Annotated in this window: 14 protein-coding genes; 9 read left to right on the plus strand and 5 right to left on the minus strand. The window is 66.5% G+C overall.

The features are described 5' to 3' along the window. The first annotated feature begins 182 nt into the window (after nucleotides 1–182). Nucleotides 183–791 carry a hypothetical protein gene (locus ABIB14_RS10175; protein ID WP_354235761.1) on the plus strand — a complete coding sequence of 203 codons (609 nt, stop codon included), beginning with the start codon at nucleotides 183–185 and terminating at the stop codon, nucleotides 789–791. Nucleotides 792–825: 34 nt separating this feature from the next. On the opposite strand, the gene ABIB14_RS10180 is transcribed toward ABIB14_RS10175, so the two are convergent. After that, nucleotides 826–1,359, minus strand: coding sequence for a hypothetical protein (locus ABIB14_RS10180; protein ID WP_354235762.1), 534 nt, complete (start codon nucleotides 1,357–1,359; stop codon nucleotides 826–828). Nucleotides 1,360–1,780: 421 nt separating this feature from the next. Continuing rightward, complete coding sequence (locus tag ABIB14_RS10185) at nucleotides 1,781–2,383, minus strand: recombinase family protein (protein WP_354235763.1); 603 nt, start codon at nucleotides 2,381–2,383, stop codon at nucleotides 1,781–1,783. Between the two features lie 322 nt (nucleotides 2,384–2,705). Here ABIB14_RS10185 and coaE point away from each other — a divergent pair, with 322 nt between their 5' ends. Both coaE and uvrB read left to right on the plus strand, forming a co-directional pair. After that, nucleotides 2,706–3,947 carry a dephospho-CoA kinase gene (gene coaE / locus ABIB14_RS10190; RefSeq protein ID WP_354235764.1) on the plus strand — a complete coding sequence of 414 codons (1,242 nt, stop codon included), beginning with the start codon at nucleotides 2,706–2,708 and terminating at the stop codon, nucleotides 3,945–3,947. A 40-nt stretch (nucleotides 3,948–3,987) separates the two neighbouring features. Beyond that, a complete protein-coding gene (gene uvrB / locus ABIB14_RS10195) occupies nucleotides 3,988–6,069 on the plus strand; it encodes an excinuclease ABC subunit UvrB (RefSeq protein ID WP_354235765.1) in 2,082 nt (693 codons plus the stop codon). Here uvrB and ABIB14_RS10200 read toward each other — a convergent pair. The 3 genes from ABIB14_RS10200 to ABIB14_RS10210 all read right to left on the minus strand — a co-directional run bounded on the left by ABIB14_RS10200 (nucleotide 6,066) and on the right by ABIB14_RS10210 (nucleotide 10,525). After that, the gene (locus tag ABIB14_RS10200) at nucleotides 6,066–7,364 is read right to left on the minus strand and encodes an alpha/beta fold hydrolase (RefSeq protein WP_354235862.1); all 1,299 of its coding nucleotides are present in this window, start codon (nucleotides 7,362–7,364) and stop codon (nucleotides 6,066–6,068) included. The two genes, uvrB and ABIB14_RS10200, sit on opposite strands and share 4 nt — an antisense overlap. A gap of 94 nt (nucleotides 7,365–7,458) precedes the next feature. Continuing rightward, nucleotides 7,459–7,959, minus strand: a complete 501-nt coding sequence (locus ABIB14_RS10205) for a GNAT family N-acetyltransferase (protein WP_354235766.1) — start codon at nucleotides 7,957–7,959, stop codon at nucleotides 7,459–7,461. Nucleotides 7,960–7,978: 19 nt separating this feature from the next. After that, nucleotides 7,979–10,525, minus strand: coding sequence for a DEAD/DEAH box helicase (locus tag ABIB14_RS10210; protein ID WP_354235767.1), 2,547 nt, complete (start codon nucleotides 10,523–10,525; stop codon nucleotides 7,979–7,981). A 112-nt stretch (nucleotides 10,526–10,637) separates the two neighbouring features. On the opposite strand from ABIB14_RS10210, the gene ABIB14_RS10215 reads away from it, so the two are divergent. The 6 genes from ABIB14_RS10215 to ABIB14_RS10240 all read left to right on the plus strand — a co-directional run bounded on the left by ABIB14_RS10215 (nucleotide 10,638) and on the right by ABIB14_RS10240 (nucleotide 16,293). Then, nucleotides 10,638–10,991, plus strand: coding sequence for an NADPH-dependent F420 reductase (locus tag ABIB14_RS10215; protein WP_354235768.1), 354 nt, complete (start codon nucleotides 10,638–10,640; stop codon nucleotides 10,989–10,991). Nucleotides 10,992–11,029: 38 nt separating this feature from the next. Continuing rightward, nucleotides 11,030–11,260 (plus strand): alpha/beta hydrolase, encoded by a 231-nt coding sequence (locus ABIB14_RS10220; RefSeq protein ID WP_354235769.1) that lies wholly within the window; start codon nucleotides 11,030–11,032, stop codon nucleotides 11,258–11,260. A gap of 117 nt (nucleotides 11,261–11,377) precedes the next feature. Next, nucleotides 11,378–12,157 carry a trans-aconitate 2-methyltransferase gene (locus ABIB14_RS10225; RefSeq protein ID WP_354235770.1) on the plus strand — a complete coding sequence of 260 codons (780 nt, stop codon included), beginning with the start codon at nucleotides 11,378–11,380 and terminating at the stop codon, nucleotides 12,155–12,157. Nucleotides 12,158–12,362: 205 nt separating this feature from the next. Further along, the gene (locus ABIB14_RS10230; protein ID WP_354235863.1) at nucleotides 12,363–14,087 is read left to right on the plus strand and encodes an ABC transporter ATP-binding protein; all 1,725 of its coding nucleotides are present in this window, start codon (nucleotides 12,363–12,365) and stop codon (nucleotides 14,085–14,087) included. Then, complete coding sequence (locus ABIB14_RS10235) at nucleotides 14,084–15,904, plus strand: ABC transporter ATP-binding protein (protein WP_502909643.1); 1,821 nt, start codon at nucleotides 14,084–14,086, stop codon at nucleotides 15,902–15,904. The genes ABIB14_RS10230 and ABIB14_RS10235 overlap by 4 nt, the downstream gene beginning before the upstream one ends. Next, nucleotides 15,901–16,293, plus strand: a complete 393-nt coding sequence (locus ABIB14_RS10240; RefSeq protein ID WP_354235771.1) for a GntR family transcriptional regulator — start codon at nucleotides 15,901–15,903, stop codon at nucleotides 16,291–16,293. The genes ABIB14_RS10235 and ABIB14_RS10240 overlap by 4 nt, the downstream gene beginning before the upstream one ends. The last annotated feature ends 39 nt before the right edge of the window (nucleotides 16,294–16,332 follow it).

Consider the following 16,332-nt stretch of genomic DNA (forward strand, 5'->3'; position numbering starts at 1 on the left):
CCCTCGGCTTCCGCAACCTCACCAACTACATCGCCAGATCCCTCCTGGAATCCGGAGGATTCAGACCGAAACTACACTCTCAATTCTGAAGAGCCCAATATTCCCGCGTCTTTACCGATCTCCGCTGCCCAGGAAGCGCAGCAGCTGTTCTCTGGGACGCTCATCGGCGGTACAGTCTCACCATGAATGCGCAATCTTCGATCAAACGGAATGTGACGTTTTCAGAGTACGAGCCATTAGCAATCGCTCTCTATGTGCGTGACACATTGGGGTTGGCCCAATTGGTGCAACTGCCCCGCTTGGAGATTCATGAACCTAACAGCGATGACATCTCCGATCATGAATTAGACCAACTTAACAATGAATGGCTCCTTTGGTGGACCGAGATTGTCGAACGTTCATCCGAGACATTCAAGGAAGTCGGCGCACCGATTGATTATCTGTCTTTTCTAACAAATAAACCGGCTTTACGTCCGCTGGTCATCCCTATTGTGGAGGCAGCCAGGGAGTGGCACGACAGCAGCCGAGACGCAGACGGAAGTTTCCGCCGCCCAGACTCCCCTGACTTTCTGCCACCTTTGGCTTTGAAACTGGCGGGTTCAGTGCCAAAGCGACACCTGCAGGCGGCATACGCGAATATCGCGTTCGCCGTTCTTCCCCTCAAAGAGAAGACCGGTTGGCAGCTTGGGCCCAGTCTGTTTGCCGTTTCCAAGAGCCTAGTCCGTGACCAAGCAGCGTTTAAGGACTGGTTCACGTCGGCGCTGCAGGCAGGTAATGGGTCCAACCATTAGCTGAACCCACCACCTGCCTGCAGGATTGCGGTGCCTACACGTAGCCGGAGCCGTTGACGGGACCAACGGAGCAAACGCCGCCCCATGCCAGCGTGACGCTGCCCCCCATGGTCGCACTGGCGCCACCAAGCCCGACATACCTCACTTGGCCGGTCTGATAGTAGTGATTCCACGTCCAGTCTTCATCGTTCCACCCGCCGTAGTACTCGTTTCCGGCGTAGCCGACCGCGAGACTCCGCCAGGCAACCGGCCCGAGGGAAGAGTCGAATCCGTAGTTGATGCTTGCGTAGCCGCGGACGCCTGTGCTTTGCACGTAGACCCATGACCATCCACAGTTGTCCTGAACCGCGATATTGGGGCTTACTCCACCCGCTTTGCCTGCTTTGGGGCACAGCTGATGGGCGTCAGCGTATTCTCGTGCTTTGTCGGTCATGTTCACGCAGTCCAGTTGCATTGGCACTTGCACAGCGACGTCGCTGGTGGCCTGGTTTGCCGGTGAGGTTTCGGCTGCTGATGCCGGGCTGACCACGAATCCGAGGCTAAGCAGACAAGCAATGATTACCGTCATGGCGGCATGACGAAATACCCTTAATGACTTCATGATGATTCCCCCCTGATGCGACCCAATGTTGGGTAGTAGTAACATAATTCACGATTCGTCAATTCGCAGGATATTTTCTAGAGAAAGCATCTTGGTCCATTCTTGGAAATTTCTGATCCGCCAACTTTCAGGGACCTGTCGACTCTATTAGCGTGGTGTCTTTCAAATGAAGGCGCTCGTAGCACTACGAACATAGGCGTTGCCGAGACATCTATTGCTGAGAACGGGGTCTGATGAGGACCGGTCAGGATTTTCACGATCAGGGATTTGTGAATTCGCGAAATATCCGCCAAGAACCAGTCACGCACGCCGATCGAACACGCGGGAACGAGAACGCCGTATGTGAGCAGGCCGGTGCGGCCAGCAGGGGTTCTGGCCGGCGCCGCTGTTACGCCGGTTCGGGGGTTCCGGCGGCGGGGCGTCGTCCGATGCTTGATTTGTTGAGGTGGCCGTAGATCGTGGAGCGCGGGACCTGGAGCAGGTCGGCGATGCGCTGGACGGTGTGGTCCCCGGCGTCGTAGAGCTGTTGGGCGTGCTGGGCCTGGTCCGGGGTGAGTTTCGGGCGTCGTCCTCCGGTCCGTCCCCGGGCGCGGGCGGCCGAGAGGCCGTCGCGGGTGTTGGCGATGATGAGTTCGCGTTGGAATTCGGCGAGGTCGGAGAGCATCCCGAACATCGCCCGCCCTTCCGCGGTGGTGGTGTCGATGCCCTGTTCGAGGACACGCAATCCCACACCGCGTTCCCGGAGGGCTGCGCCGAGGGTGACGAGGTGGAGGACTGAGCGTCCGAGTCTGTCGAGGCGGGTGATGACGAGCTGGTCACCGTCCCGGTTGGCCGAGGCGAGGGCTTTGTCGAGCTCGGGTCTGCTGGCCTTGGCACCGCTGGCGTGGTCGAGGTAAATGTTGGCCGGGTCGACACCGGCGCGGACGAGGGCGTCCAGTTGGTGGTCCGGGTTCTGCTCGGCGGTGGAGACCCGCGCGTATCCGATCAGCATATGTCGAGAATACCGTGACGGTTGGGCTTATCGGCATTGATTCCCGGCACGGGTTTCCGACATCGATTTCGCGGCGTGTCGCCGCCGGATCCAGGGCGTCTTTCACGACGTCTGCCCGTCACTAGCCCTCGTCAAAGTCGATGAAGTCCAGCAGGTGCCGGTTTTGGCTATTCTGCCGTACTCCGCCAACGCTCGTCCGAGACGGGTTGGTGTTCCTCTGTCCGGGGTGACCCGCAGGACTACCCCAAAATGACGCCAAAGGGCTTAGCGCGCAATTTCACGCCGTTACTACCAAGACCCCGCTTCAGTTTAGTCTGGTGGAGTGCTGAAGATCGGGTTGACGGGCGGCATCGCCTCAGGGAAGTCAGTGGTCGCGTCACGGCTGCGCGAGCTCGGCGCCGCCCTGGTTGACGCCGATGCGCTGGCCCGCGAAGTGGTGGAGCCGGGAACGGCCGGACTGGCGCGGGTCGTCGAAGCCTTCAGCGCCTCCATCCTGGGCCCCGACGGAACTCTCGACCGCGCCCGGCTGGGAGCCCTCGTCTTTGGTAACCCCGAACGCCTCGCCGTGCTCAACGGCATCGTCCACCCCCTCGTCCGGGAACGCGCCGCCGCCCTCGCCGCTGCCGCCAAGAAGGGCGCCGTCCTGGTCCAGGACATCCCGCTCCTGGTAGAGACCGGCCAGGGCGCCGGCTTCCACCTCGTGGTGGTGGTCGACGCCCCGGATGAGGTCCGGGTGCGTCGGATGGTCGAGCATCGAAAGATGACGGTCGGGGAGGCCAGGTCCCGGATGGCTGCGCAGGCCACTCGGGAGGACCGGCTGGCGGCGGCCGACGTGGTCCTGGACAACTCCGGCACCAAGGACGAACTGCGGGACGCCGTGGACCGGCTCTGGCGGCACCGGCTGGAGCCGTTCGCGGAGAACCTCGCGAAGAATCGGATGGCCGCGCGTACCGGTGGCCCCGTGCTCAGTCCCGCAAACCCGGACTGGCCCGGGCAGGCCTCCCGGCTGATCGGACGGCTGCTGGCGGCAGCGCCGCAGGACATCCTCGACGTGGACCACATCGGGTCCACGGCGGTCCCCGCCCTCGACGCGAAGGACGTGCTGGACCTTCAGCTCACGGTCCGGGACCTCGCGACGGCGGACCGGCTCGAGCCGCTGCTGGCCGCGGCGGGTTTTCCGCGCTGGCCCGGCATCGGAACCGACAACCCTAAGCCCGCGCACCCGGATCCCGCCGACTGGCACAAGCGCGTGCACGGCAGCGCGGACCCCGGCCGGCCGGTAAACCTGCACGTTCGGGCCGCGGGGTCGCCGGGCTGGCGGTACGCGCTGTGCTTCCGCGACTGGCTCCGCGACGACGACGTCGCCCGGGCCGACTACCTCGCGGAGAAGCGGCGGGCGGCACGGCGTCACGGGGTGGACAAGTCCACCGCGGCCTACGCCGCGGACAAGGAGGACTGGTTCACGGACCACGCCGCCCCGCGGATGGAGGAATGGGCCGGACGGACCGGCTGGCATCCGCCGTCGTACGCCGCCCCCGGACCGGCGGCTACCGCCCAAAGCTGAATCAGGGGCAGCTGTCGGAGGGCGACGGTAGATTAGGTACATGAGCCTTGCCCAGGAAATTAACCGCGTTGTGGCGCCCTTTGAGGTCATCAGCGAGTTCCAGCCGGCCGGGGACCAGCCGGCCGCGATCGCCGAACTGACCGATCGCATCAGGAACGGCGAGAAGGATGTGGTGCTGCTCGGCGCGACCGGCACCGGTAAGAGCGCGACGACGGCGTGGCTGATCGAGCAGGTCCAACGGCCCACGTTGGTGATGGTGCAGAACAAGACGCTCGCCGCGCAGCTGGCCAACGAATTCCGTGAGCTGCTGCCCAATAACGCCGTCGAGTACTTCGTTTCCTACTACGACTACTACCAGCCCGAAGCCTACGTGGCGCAGACGGACACCTTCATCGAGAAGGACTCCTCCATCAATGAGGAAGTCGAACGGCTCCGCCACTCGGCCACCAACGCGCTGCTGACCCGGCGCGACGTCATTGTGGTGGCGACGGTGTCCTGCATTTACGGCCTGGGCACCCCCGAAGAGTACATTTCCGGGATGGTGACGCTCCGCAAGGGGGCGCAGATGAACCGTGACGACCTGCTCCGGAAATTCGTTTCGATGCAGTACGCCCGCAATGACATGGACTTCCACCGCGGCACCTTCCGGGTCCGCGGCGACACGGTGGAAATCATTCCGATGTACGAGGAACTGGCGATCCGGATCGAGTTTTTCGGGGACGAGATTGAGAACGTCCAGACCCTGCATCCGCTGACCGGTGAAGTACTCCGGGAGGAAGAGGAAATGTACGTCTTCCCGGCGTCGCACTACGTCGCCGGTCCCGAACGCATGGCCCGGGCGATCAAGCGGATCGAGGACGAGCTCGCGGAACGCCTTCAGGTCCTGGAAGGCCAGAACAAACTTGTCGAAGCCCAGCGGCTGCGGATGCGCACCACCTACGACCTCGAAATGATGCAGCAGATGGGCTTCTGCAACGGCATCGAGAACTACTCGTCGCACATCGACGGGCGTGCCCGGGGAACCGCGCCGCACTGCCTGATCGACTACTTCCCGGACGACTTCCTGCTGGTGATCGACGAATCCCACGTCACAGTGCCCCAGATCGGCGCCATGTACGAGGGGGATATGTCGCGCAAACGGAACCTCGTGGACTTCGGCTTCCGCCTGCCGTCAGCAATGGATAACCGGCCGCTCAAGTGGGACGAATTCCTCGAACGGGTCGGCCAGACCGTCTACTTGTCCGCAACCCCGGGCAAGTACGAACTTGGCAAGGCCGACGGCTTCGTTCAGCAGATCATTAGGCCCACCGGACTGATCGATCCCGAGGTGGTGGTCAAGCCCACCAAGGGCCAGATCGATGACCTGCTGGGTGAGATCAAGACCCGGACAGCGAAGAATGAACGCGTCCTGGTCACCACGCTCACCAAGCGGATGGCCGAGGACCTCACCGACTACCTGCTGGGCCACGGCATCAAGGTCGAGTACCTGCACTCCGACGTCGACACGCTCCGCCGGGTGGAACTGCTGCGCGAACTCCGGATGGGCGTCTTCGACGTCCTGGTCGGCATCAACCTGCTCCGCGAGGGTCTGGACCTGCCGGAAGTCTCGCTCGTGAGCATCCTGGACGCGGACAAAGAAGGCTTCCTGCGCTCGGCGACCTCGCTGATCCAGACCATCGGCCGTGCCGCCCGCAACGTCTCCGGCGAGGTTCACATGTACGCGGACCGGATCACCGATTCGATGGCCCATGCCATCGACGAGACGAACCGCCGCCGGGCGATCCAGGTGGCCTACAACACCGAAAGGGGCATCGACCCGCAGCCGCTGCGGAAGAAGATCGCCGACATCACCGACCAGCTGGCCAAGGAGGACGCGGACACCCGCGAACTGCTGGCCGGCGCCGGGAAGGCCCGCGGCAAGAACAAGGGCAGCTCCAAGGTCCGTGCCGACGGCCTCGCGGCGGCACCGGCAGAGGACCTCGTGGGTCTGATCGAGCAGATGACCGAGCAGATGCACGCCGCCGCCGGGGAGCTGCAGTTCGAGCTGGCGGCGCGGATCCGCGACGAGGTCGGCGAGCTCAAGAAAGAGCTGCGCCAGATGCAGGCCGCCGGGCACGCCTAGGCGCGCGTCGGCGCCTGCGTCCCATAACCTTGGTCGCTGACCGCGCGGGTCATGCCGAGCAGCCGGCCAAAAATCGCCTCGCCGTCGTCCGCGATTCCGTCGTGGTGGAACTCGTCCGTTTCCCACACCTGCAGCCCGCGGACGGCGGCGGCGGTCTCCAAGGAGAGGTCCCGGTCTACGTAGATGTCATCGCAGTACACCGCGGCCGCGACCGGAACCGTGTTGCGGGCCAGCCGCTCCGGGTCGTAGAGCGCCTTCCAGTCGTCCTTCTCCGCGAGCAACTGCGCCACCGTGCGGAGGGGACGCAGCGCCGGGTCCTGCTCGAAGTACCAGGGGTACACCATTTCGCCGGTCAACAGCGGGGCCGCGGCGTCCGGACGGAACTCCGGGAAGTCCTGCAGCACGCGCAGCGCCGCCCAGTCGGTGGCCTCGCCCTGGCCGTAAATGGACTCGTGCATGAGGGCGTACAACGGGTTTGACGCGCGGGAGACAAGGCCGCGGACCTGCTCCAGGAAACCGTCGGAGAGACGATCGCCGCCGGGCGTGCTGATAAAGGCATCCTCCAGCAGGTGGTGCAGCCCGTCCACGCGGGTATTGCCGCCCAGGAAGGAACCCACCATCTGGAACCGTTCCACGGTGAGCCGGCTGCCGTCGGGCAGGAGTTCTTCGGTCTTGCGGAGGTGCCGGGCGATCCGGGTGACCAGTTCCCGGTCCTGCGGGTACCAGCCAAAGTATTGGGCGTTGCGTGCCGCGACCCGCCGGAAGGTCGCCTGGTAGACCCGGTCCGCGGGGCCGGCCAGCGGCGCGAGGCCGCCGGTGATCAGCACAGCCTGCAGCCCTTCCGGGGCGAGGGACAGGTAGCTCAGCGCGCAGAAGCCGCCGTAGCTCTGCCCGTAGATGGTCCAGGCGCCGGCGCCGAGGGTCCCGCGGATGGCCTCCGCGTCGGCCACGATCGAGTCGGCGCGGAAGTGTTCCAGATACGCGGCCTGGTCCCGGTCGTTGCCGCGCAGCGGCAAGGTGTTCCGGTCGATGGGGGAGGAGAGCCCGGTGCCGCGCTGGTCCAGCATCAGAATCCGGAAGTCCTTCGCCGCGGCCTTGCTCCAGCCGCCCAGGGACGGGAATCGGTTGCCGCGGCCACCGGGACCACCCTGGAGGTAGAGCAGCCACGGCAGTTCCGTGGCGGCCGCCTCGCTGTGGTCCGCGGAGACGTATTCGCGGGCGAAGACGGTAATGGTTTCGCCGGCGGGATCGGAGTGGTCCAGCGGTACCTCGAAGTAGTGCTCCACGGTGCGCATGCCGCGGTAGGCGTGCCGGGCCTTGACGACGTGCGGCACACTGCCGGAGGCCAGAGGGCCCGGCAGCACGGCGCTTAGGGTCGCGTTCGCCCTCTCAGCCAAGGGCGTTCGCCGTCCGGGCGCCGGCGAACGCGTCAAGGGCCCCGCCGGTGAGGCGGAAGGTGGACCATCCGTCCATCGGGGCGGCGCCAAGGTTCCGGTAGAAGGCGATCGAGGGTTCGTTCCAGTCCAGCACGCTCCACTCCACCCGGGCGTAGCCGCGTTCGACGGCGGTCGCGGCCAGGTGCTGCAGCAGCGCCTGGCCGTGCCCGGCGCCGCGGGCCTCCGGCACGACGTAGAGGTCCTCGAGGTAGATCCCGTGCACGCCTTCCCAGGTGGAGTAGTTCAGGAACCACAAGGCGAAGCCCTGGACGTCGCCGGCCTCGTTCTCGGCCATGGTCGCGAACACGCGGGGGTTCTCGTCGAACAGCACTTCCGTAAGCATCTGCGGGGTGTTCCGGACAGCGTCCGGCTCCTTCTCGTAGATGGCCAGGTCATGGATCATCTGCAGGATGGCGGGGACGTCACGGGCGGTGGCGGGGCGGATTACACTCATGATCCGAGTTTACTAGCGGCTACAGCCGGTTAACGTCGGTTACCCGCACGACGGCGGTGCCGGACTCGTCGGAGGCGGCCAGGTCCACCTCGGCGGAGATACCCCAGTCGTGGTGGCCTGCAGGGTCGTCGAAAATCTGCCGAACTTTCCAGAGCCCGGGCTCCTCGGTGATGATCAGCAGCCCCGGCCCGCGGGCGTCCGGACCGGTGCCGATGTCATCGTGCTCCTCGAAGTAGTCGTCCAGCGCATCCTCCCAGCGCTCTGCATCCCAGCCCGAGCCGGCGTCGAGCTCGCCAAGTACGGCGGCGTCCTCATCTGCGAACAGTTCCACCCGTCGGAACATTTCGTTGCGCACCATCACCCGGAATGCACGGATGTTGGAGGTCAGCGACGGTGGCGGGGGAGGCGGGGCGTCATGCGGGGTCGGGGCCGCGCCGGAGGTGAGCTCCTCCCACTCGTCCAGCAGGCTGGAGTCCACCTGGCGGACCAGCTCGCCAAGCCAGGCGATGAAGTCCTCCAGGTCCTCGCGCAGTGCATCCTGCGGCACGGTTTGGCGGAGTGCCTTGAACCCGTCGGCAAGGTAGCGCAACACAATGCCTTCGGACCGGGCCAGCCCATTGAACTGGACGAATTCGCCGAAGTTCATGGCGCGTTCGTACATATCCCGGATAACGGACTTGGGGGCCAGCTCGAAGTCGCCGATCCAGGGCGCCGCCTTGCGGTAGACGTCGAACGCCTGGCCGAGGATCTCCGCGAGCGGCTGCGGGTAGCTGACCTCGTCGAGCAGGGCCATGCGCTGGTCGTACTCGATGCCGTCTGCCTTCATCGCGGCAACCGCCTCGCCGCGCGCCTTCTTCAGCTGCGCCGACAGGATCTGCCGGGGCTTCTCCAGCGTCGACTCGATCACCGAAACGACGTCCAGCGCGTACGACGGCGACTCCGGATCGAGCAGCTCCAGCGCGGCCAGGGCGAAGGGGGAGAGCGGCTGATTCAAGGCGAAATTCGCCTGCAGGTGGACGGTGAGCCGGACGGTGCGTCCGTCCGGGCCTTGCTCCGCCGTCGGGATCCGTTCAACGACGCCGGCTGCCAGCAGCTCGCGGTAGATCCCGAGGGCCTTCTTCATGAGCCGCAGCTGCGCGGCGCGCGTCTCGTGGTTTTCGGTCAGCAGGCGGCGCGCGGCCTTGAACGGGTCGCCCGGGCGTTCCATCAGGTTCATCAGCATGGCGTGCGTGACGGTAAAGCTGGAGCCGAGCGGATCCGGCACGGATTCCACCAACCGCTTATAGGTGGGCTCGCCCCAGGACACGAAGCCCTCCGGCGGTTTCTTCCTGACCACCTGGCGCAGCTTCTTCTGGTCATCGCCGAACTTCGCCGTGGCCTTGGCCATCGCCTTGACATTCTCGATCACATGCTCGGGTGCCTGGACCACCACCGTCCCGGCAGTGTCGTAGCCGGCCCGGCCGGCGCGGCCGGCGATCTGGTGGAACTCGCGCGAGTTCAGCAGGCGGGTGCGGACGCCGTCGTACTTGCTGAGCGCTGTCAGCAGCACGGTGCGGATGGGGACGTTAATGCCCACCCCCAGGGTGTCGGTACCGCAGATGACCTTCAGCAGGCCAGCCTGGGCGAGTTGCTCGACGAGCCGGCGGTACTTGGGCAGCATCCCGGCGTGGTGCACGCCGATGCCGTGCCGGACCAGCCGGTTCAGGGTCTTGCCGAAGCCGGCGGCGAAGCGGAAGCCGGCGATCAGCTCGGCGATTTTGTCCTTCTCCTCGCGGGTGCAGACGTTGATGCTCATCAGGTTCTGGGCCCGGTCGATTGCCTCGAGCTGGCTGAAGTGCACCACGTAGACGGGAACCTGTTTGGTGGAGAGCAGCTCCTCGAGTGTTTCGTGCACCGGGGTCTGCTGGTAATAGAAGTGCAGCGGAATGGGCCGTTCGGCGGAGCTGACGGTCGTCGTCGGGCGTCCGGTCAGTTCACTGAGGCCCCCCTCGAAGCGGCTCACGTCGCCCAGGGTGGCGGACATCAGCAGGAACTGGGCCTGCGGCAGCTCCAGCAGCGGCACCTGCCACGCCCAGCCGCGCTGCGGGTCGGAGTAGAAGTGGAACTCGTCCATGATCACCGCACCGAGTTCGGCGGCGGAGCCTTCGCGCAGGGCGATGTTCGCCAGGATCTCCGCGGTGCAGCAGATGATGGGTGCGTCCTGGTTGACGCCGGAATCACCGGTGATCATGCCGACGTTCTCCGCCCCGAAGATTTCGCACAGGGCGAAGAACTTCTCCGAGACGAGGGCCTTGATTGGCGCGGTGTAGTAGCTGCGCTGGCCGCGGGCCATCGCCTGGAAGTGCGCGGCGATAGCCACGAGGGACTTACCGGAGCCGGTGGGGGTCGCGAGGATCACGTTGGCGCCTGCGGCGAGCTCCATGACGGCCTCGTCCTGGGCGGCATAGAGGGCCAGGCCGCGGCCCTCCGTCCATTCCACGAACCGGGTGTAAAGCTCATCCGGATCGAGGCCGGTCCTGCCGGGGACTCGGGCGGCCGGGGCGGGGAGCTGGTCAACGAGTTTCATTGCCTCCCAGCTTAGTGGGCCACGGTGCGGCCGGTGTCGGGGTCCGGGCCAAGGAACAGTCGGTGGTTGACGCTTCAACGAGTTGGGTGTCTGGCGGTTGTAGCTTCAAGTAATGACTCGCAGCCCAGCAGAACAGCACTGGCCGCCGGCCGGCCCGGACACCTCCGCCGCCGAGGAAATCGCCCGGCTTGTCCCCGCCGGCGCCAACGTGGTCAAGGCCTTCAATACAACGTTCTCGGGGACCCTCGTGGCCGGGGAGTCCGGCAGCCAGCCGCTGGATGTCTTCATCGCAGGTGATGACGCCGAGGCCAACGCGGCCGTCAGCGGCTTCGTCAAGGCCGCGGGCCTGCGCCCCTTGGTGGTTGGACCGCTCAAGCGCGCGCGGGAGCTCGAGGGCTTCCACTTCGTCCTGATGACGCTTCAGGCCAACCCCGGGTCGCCGACTTCAACTGGGACACCGGCCTGAAGGTCACCAACTAAATGGTTGCCTCCCATCCTGCACCCGTGGTCGCGATCGCAGGCTCGGCCGACCGGGCGGCGCCACCCGTGGTGTTGCTGCACGGCCGCGGATCCAACGAACACGGGATCATCGGTCTTGCCGAACACCTGCCCGACGGCGCAACCTACGCCGCCGTTCGCGCGCCGATTGCCGCACGTGGCGGTTGGATCGCGGACAGGATCGCCGTTCCGGCTCGTCCCGGGCCGGAGACGACAGCCGTCGACGAAGAGCGCTGATCCGGGCCGCTGGACCCAACCCCGCTCCTTTCAGGGCACCTGGAAGCCCGACCCCGCCGGTTCCCGCCGCAGGGTTAGGCTTTCGCTGTCAGTGCGCGCCGTGAGCGGAGGGACAGCGTGAAGTGGGATCCAGCGAAGTACCGGGAGTTCGGGGACTACCGGGACAGGCCGTTCTTCGACCTGACCGCCCGCATCCTCGCTGATAGCCCCCGGCGTGTCATCGACCTCGGCTGCGGACCGGGGAACCTGACCGCCACCCTTGCGACCCGCTGGCCGGAAGCCGCCGTGGAGGGGCTGGACTCCTCCCCGGACATGCTCGCAAAGGCCGGCTCCCTCGCCGCCGCGGCAGCGAACCTCTCCTTCGGCCCGGCGGACATCGCCACGTGGATGCCCGCGCCGGATACCGACGTGGTCGTCACGAACGCCGCCCTGCAGTGGGTTCCCGGCCACGTGGAACTGCTGCCCCGCTGGCTGGAGGCGCTCGGCCCGGGCACGTGGTTCGCCCTCCAGGTACCCGGCAACTTCAATGCGCCCTCCCACGCGCTCATGCGTACTCTGGCCGAATCGGACGAATGGTCCGGCCGCCTGGCCGGTGTGCTGCGCCACGATGATGCGGTGGCCGAGCCCGCGAAATATTTGGAGCTGATGCTCGACTCCGGCTGCGACGCCGATGCCTGGGAAACCACCTATCTCCAGCTCCTGCCGGGAACCGACCCGGTCCTCGAGTGGGCAAGCGGCGCCGGACTCCGCCCGGTGCTGGCCGCGCTCCCTCCCGGGGAGGCCCGCCGCTTCGGGGCTGACTACGCGCGGCTGCTCAACAAGGCTTATCCGCCGGGCCGCCACGGAACGCTCTTCCCGTTCCGGCGCATCTTCGCCGTGGCCCGCAAGCGGGGCTGAGAATGCAGCGCTCCCGCGTCGCCGGCACCTCCGGAAAGGCGCGGGATTCCAGCCGGGGCAGCCGCCGTTGACGAATGTGACACGCTGCGTGACAGCACTCGGCGTGTGATGGGGCTTACACTGACAGGGCGGTCCGGGGGCGGCCGCCCTTTGGTGCGGATCCGGGCCCTGTCTTAGTCATGGAGGTTCGGTGCTATTTAGCCTGATGCGGCGGCTGCTGGCGGCCCACAGGATGACCGTCCTGGCCATCGTCTGCCTGCAGCTCGTGCAGACCACGGCGAATCTGCTGCTCCCCACCCTCAACGCCGCCATCATCGACGACGGCATCGTTGCCGGGAACACGCCCCTGATCGAGCGACTGGGCGGCTGGATGGCAGGGGTCGCCGCCCTTCAGGTCGGTTCTGCCATCGCCGCCGGCTACCTCGGCGCCGTCGTGGCCATGCGCGCGGGCCGGGACCTCCGCGAGGAACTGTTCGCCAAGGTCCAGACCTTCTCCTCTCAGGAAATCGGTGTATTCGGGGCGCCCAGTCTCGTCACCCGGGCAACCAACGACGTCACGCAGATCCAGAGCCTCACCGTCCTGGTTTTTACCATGCTCGTCGCGGCGCCCGCGAGCTTCATCGGCGGCATCGCCCTCGCGGTGCACCAGGACGTGGCGCTGTCCGGGATTGTGGTTGCGGTCATTCCCATACTCGCCGGCCTCATGTTGCTGATCGTGCGCCGGCTGATTCCGCTCTACCGGCAGGGCCAGGAACTGATCGACCGGATCAGCCGGGTGCTCCGGGAGCAGATCATCGGCGCCAACGTCATCCGTGGCTTCGTCCGGCAGGACCACGAGATCCGCCGCTTCGACGCCGCCAACCGGGAGCTCACGAGGAACAATCTGGACTCGGCGCTCCTGGTGGCCGGCATGAATCCGATGATCATGGTGGTCGTGAACCTTGCGTCCGTCGCGGTCGTCTGGTTCGGCGGCCACCGGATCCACTCCGGAGAGATGCGTCTCGGCGCGCTCACCGCGTTCATTGCGTACATCCTGCAGATCCTGATCGCCATCATGATGGCGATGTACGTCTTCACGACGGCTCCGCGCGCGGCAGCCTGCGCCGAACGGATCCGGGCCGTCCTCGATACGGAGCCGTCCACCGGATGGTCTGCGCCGGGCGGGCCTGCGCCGGGCGCGCCTGCAGACGGAACCGTGGAGTTCCGCAACGTGGCCTTCGCGTACCCCGGTGCCGAGGCGCCCGTACTTGCCGGGGTCACGTTCACCGCCGCACCGGGGACGACGACGGCGATCATCGGCGCCACGGGGAGCGGCAAAACCACGCTGCTGAACTTGCTGCCGCGCTTCCTCGACCCCACGGAGGGGAGCATCAGCATCGGCGGCCGCGACATCCGGACCCTGCCGCTCGCGTCACTTCGCGGGCTGATGGCACTGGTGCCGCAGCACTCGTATCTCTTTTCCGGGACCGTGGCGGAGAACCTGCGGCTGGGCAGGCCAGCCGCAGGCGACACCGAATTGTGGGCGGCCCTGGACGCCGCGCAGGCCGGCGGCTTTGTCCGGAGCCTTCCGGGCGGGCTCGACGCGCCGGTCAGCCAGGGCGGCACCAACTTTTCCGGCGGCCAGCGCCAGCGCCTTTGCATCGCACGGGCGCTGCTCCGGTCCGCCCCGGTTTACGTCTTCGACGACAGTTCCTCCGGCCTCGACCACGGCACCGACTACCGCCTGCGTGCGGCTTTGGAGCCGCTGCTGCGGGCGGCGACCGTGCTGGTCGTTGCCGAACGCGTGTCCACCATTGCGGATGCGGCATTGATTCTCGTTCTGCAGGACGGCCGCGTGGCGGCACAGGGCACGCACCAGGAGCTCATGTCATCGTCGCGTACCTACCGGGAGATCGCCGCCTCGCAGCTTCTCCTGGCGGAAACCCCGTGAGCGCCAAGTTCACGTCCCCGGGCGCGGCGGCCAAATGGCGGGCGGCCGGGCGGCTGCTGGGGCTGATGCGGCCGCTGCGGCTTCGCATGGTCGGCGTGATCGCCGCGACCTGCGGTTTCGCCGCGCTGAACGTGGCGGCGCCCAAGTACCTCGGCGACGCCACCGACGTCGTGGTGGACAGCGTGGTGGGCGGGGCCTTTAACGAGCAGAAACTCGGCCGCCTGCTGCTCTCGGTGGCGCTGATGTACCTTGGTGCCACGCTGTTCAACTGGATCCAGGCGGCCTTGACCGCCACCGCCGTGCAAAGGCTCAGCTACGGCCTCCGCGCCTCCGTGGAAGAAAAACTGCACCGGCTGCCCTCGGGCCATTTCGACGACCAGCACCGCGGCGACGTTCTGAGCCGCGCCACGAACGACGTCGACAACGTCTCGCAGGCCCTCAACCAGTTGCTCAACCAGCTGATCATGTCGGTGCTGATGCTCTCCGGCGCGCTGGCCATGATGGTCTGGTTGTCACCACTGTTGGCTCTGATCGCGCTGGTCTCGGTCCCGGTCTCCGCCGTGGTGACCGTCCTGGTGGCGGGGAAGTCGCAGGCGCACTTCAGCGAGCAATGGCGCAGCACCGGCGAACTTCAGGCGCACTTGGAGGAATTCTTCACCGGGCACGAGGTGGTCAAGGCGTTCGGCCGGCAGCACGCGGCAACGGCCACCTTTGGCGAGAGCAACGGCCGGCTTTTCCGGGCGGCGGCCAGGGCGCAGTACGTCTCCGGCGTCGTGCAGCCCCTGATGATATTCGTCTCCAATCTCAACTACATCGCGGTCGCCGTGATCGGGGCGCTGCAGGTCGCCGCCGGCAGCATGACGATCGGCGGCATCCAGGCCTTCATCCAGTTCAGCCGGCTCTTTAGTCAGCCGATGGGCCAGATCGGCGGCATGCTCACCCTGATGCAGTCGTGTGTGGCCTCCGCCGAGCGGATTTTCGAGCTCCTGGACGCACCGGAAATCCTCGCGGACGCTCCGGACCGGCCCGCACTCCGTTTGGACCGGACCCCCGCGGGCCGTATCAGGTTCGAAGGCGCCACCTTTAGCTACGGCCCCGATGTGCCCGTGGTGCAGGATCTCTCCTTCTCCGTGGACGCGGGCCAGACCGTGGCGATAGTGGGTCACACCGGTGCCGGCAAGACCACGGTGGTGAACCTCCTGATGCGCTTCTACGAACTGGACTCCGGACGGATCACCGTGGACGGCGTGGACATCGCCGAACTCCCGCGCAACGAACTGCGGGCACGCTTCGGCACGGTGCTCCAGGACTCGTGGCTGTTCGCCGGCAGCATCCGGGACAACATCGAATACGGCCGGCCCGGCGCCAGCGACGCCGACATCACAGCGGCGGCGCAGGCAAGCCACGTGGACCAGTTCGTCCGCGCGCTCCCGGCGGGCTACGCCACCGTGCTCGGCAACGACGGCGACTCGCTCAGCCGCGGGCAGCGCCAGCTCATCTCGATCGCCCGTGCGCACCTGGCCGGCCGCAGCGTCCTGATCCTCGACGAGGCCACCAGCTCGGTGGACAGCCGCACGGAAATACAGATCCGGCAGGCCATGGCAAGGCTGCGGCAGGGCAGGACCAGTCTGGTGATCGCCCACCGCTTGTCCACGGTGCGGGACGCTGATCTAATTCTGGTCATGGATCACGGACGGATTGTTGAACAAGGCAAGCACCACGAACTTATGGCGGGAGACGGGATTTACACCGGGCTCTACCGGGCCCAGTTCGCCGGCCGCGAACAGGGTGAGGCCGCCCTGGAGCCGGAACTGTGAGCCCGGCGGAGACCGGGGCGGCGACTTTTCCCGGCAGCTGGAAGCCCAATGCCGCCAGCTCGGTGCCCCTGTTCGAACAGCTCCGGCTGAACATTATCGAGCGGGCCGACGCCGGAACGCTGGCGGCGGGGACCCGGCTTCCCGCCGTCCGGAACCTTGCGGCCGAGTTGGGCGTGGCGCCGCACACCGTGGCGCGCGCCTACAAGGAACTCGAGGCCGCCGGCGTCGTCGCGACCCGGGGCAGGAACGGCACCGTCGTGTGTGCGCGGGACGAAGCCTGGGGCTCACTCACCGCCGCCGCCGCGGAATTCGCTGCAGCGGCAAAAGCCCGAGGCGCCAGCTTCGCCGAGGCAGTTCAACTGCTGGCCGCAGCGTACGACCGCCACTAGCACTCCCGCCGCTAGCACACCCGCTGGGGCACTAGGACC

This window comes from Arthrobacter sp. UYEF3, from assembly GCF_040546245.1.
In the GTDB taxonomy this organism is placed as follows: domain Bacteria; phylum Actinomycetota; class Actinomycetes; order Actinomycetales; family Micrococcaceae; genus Arthrobacter.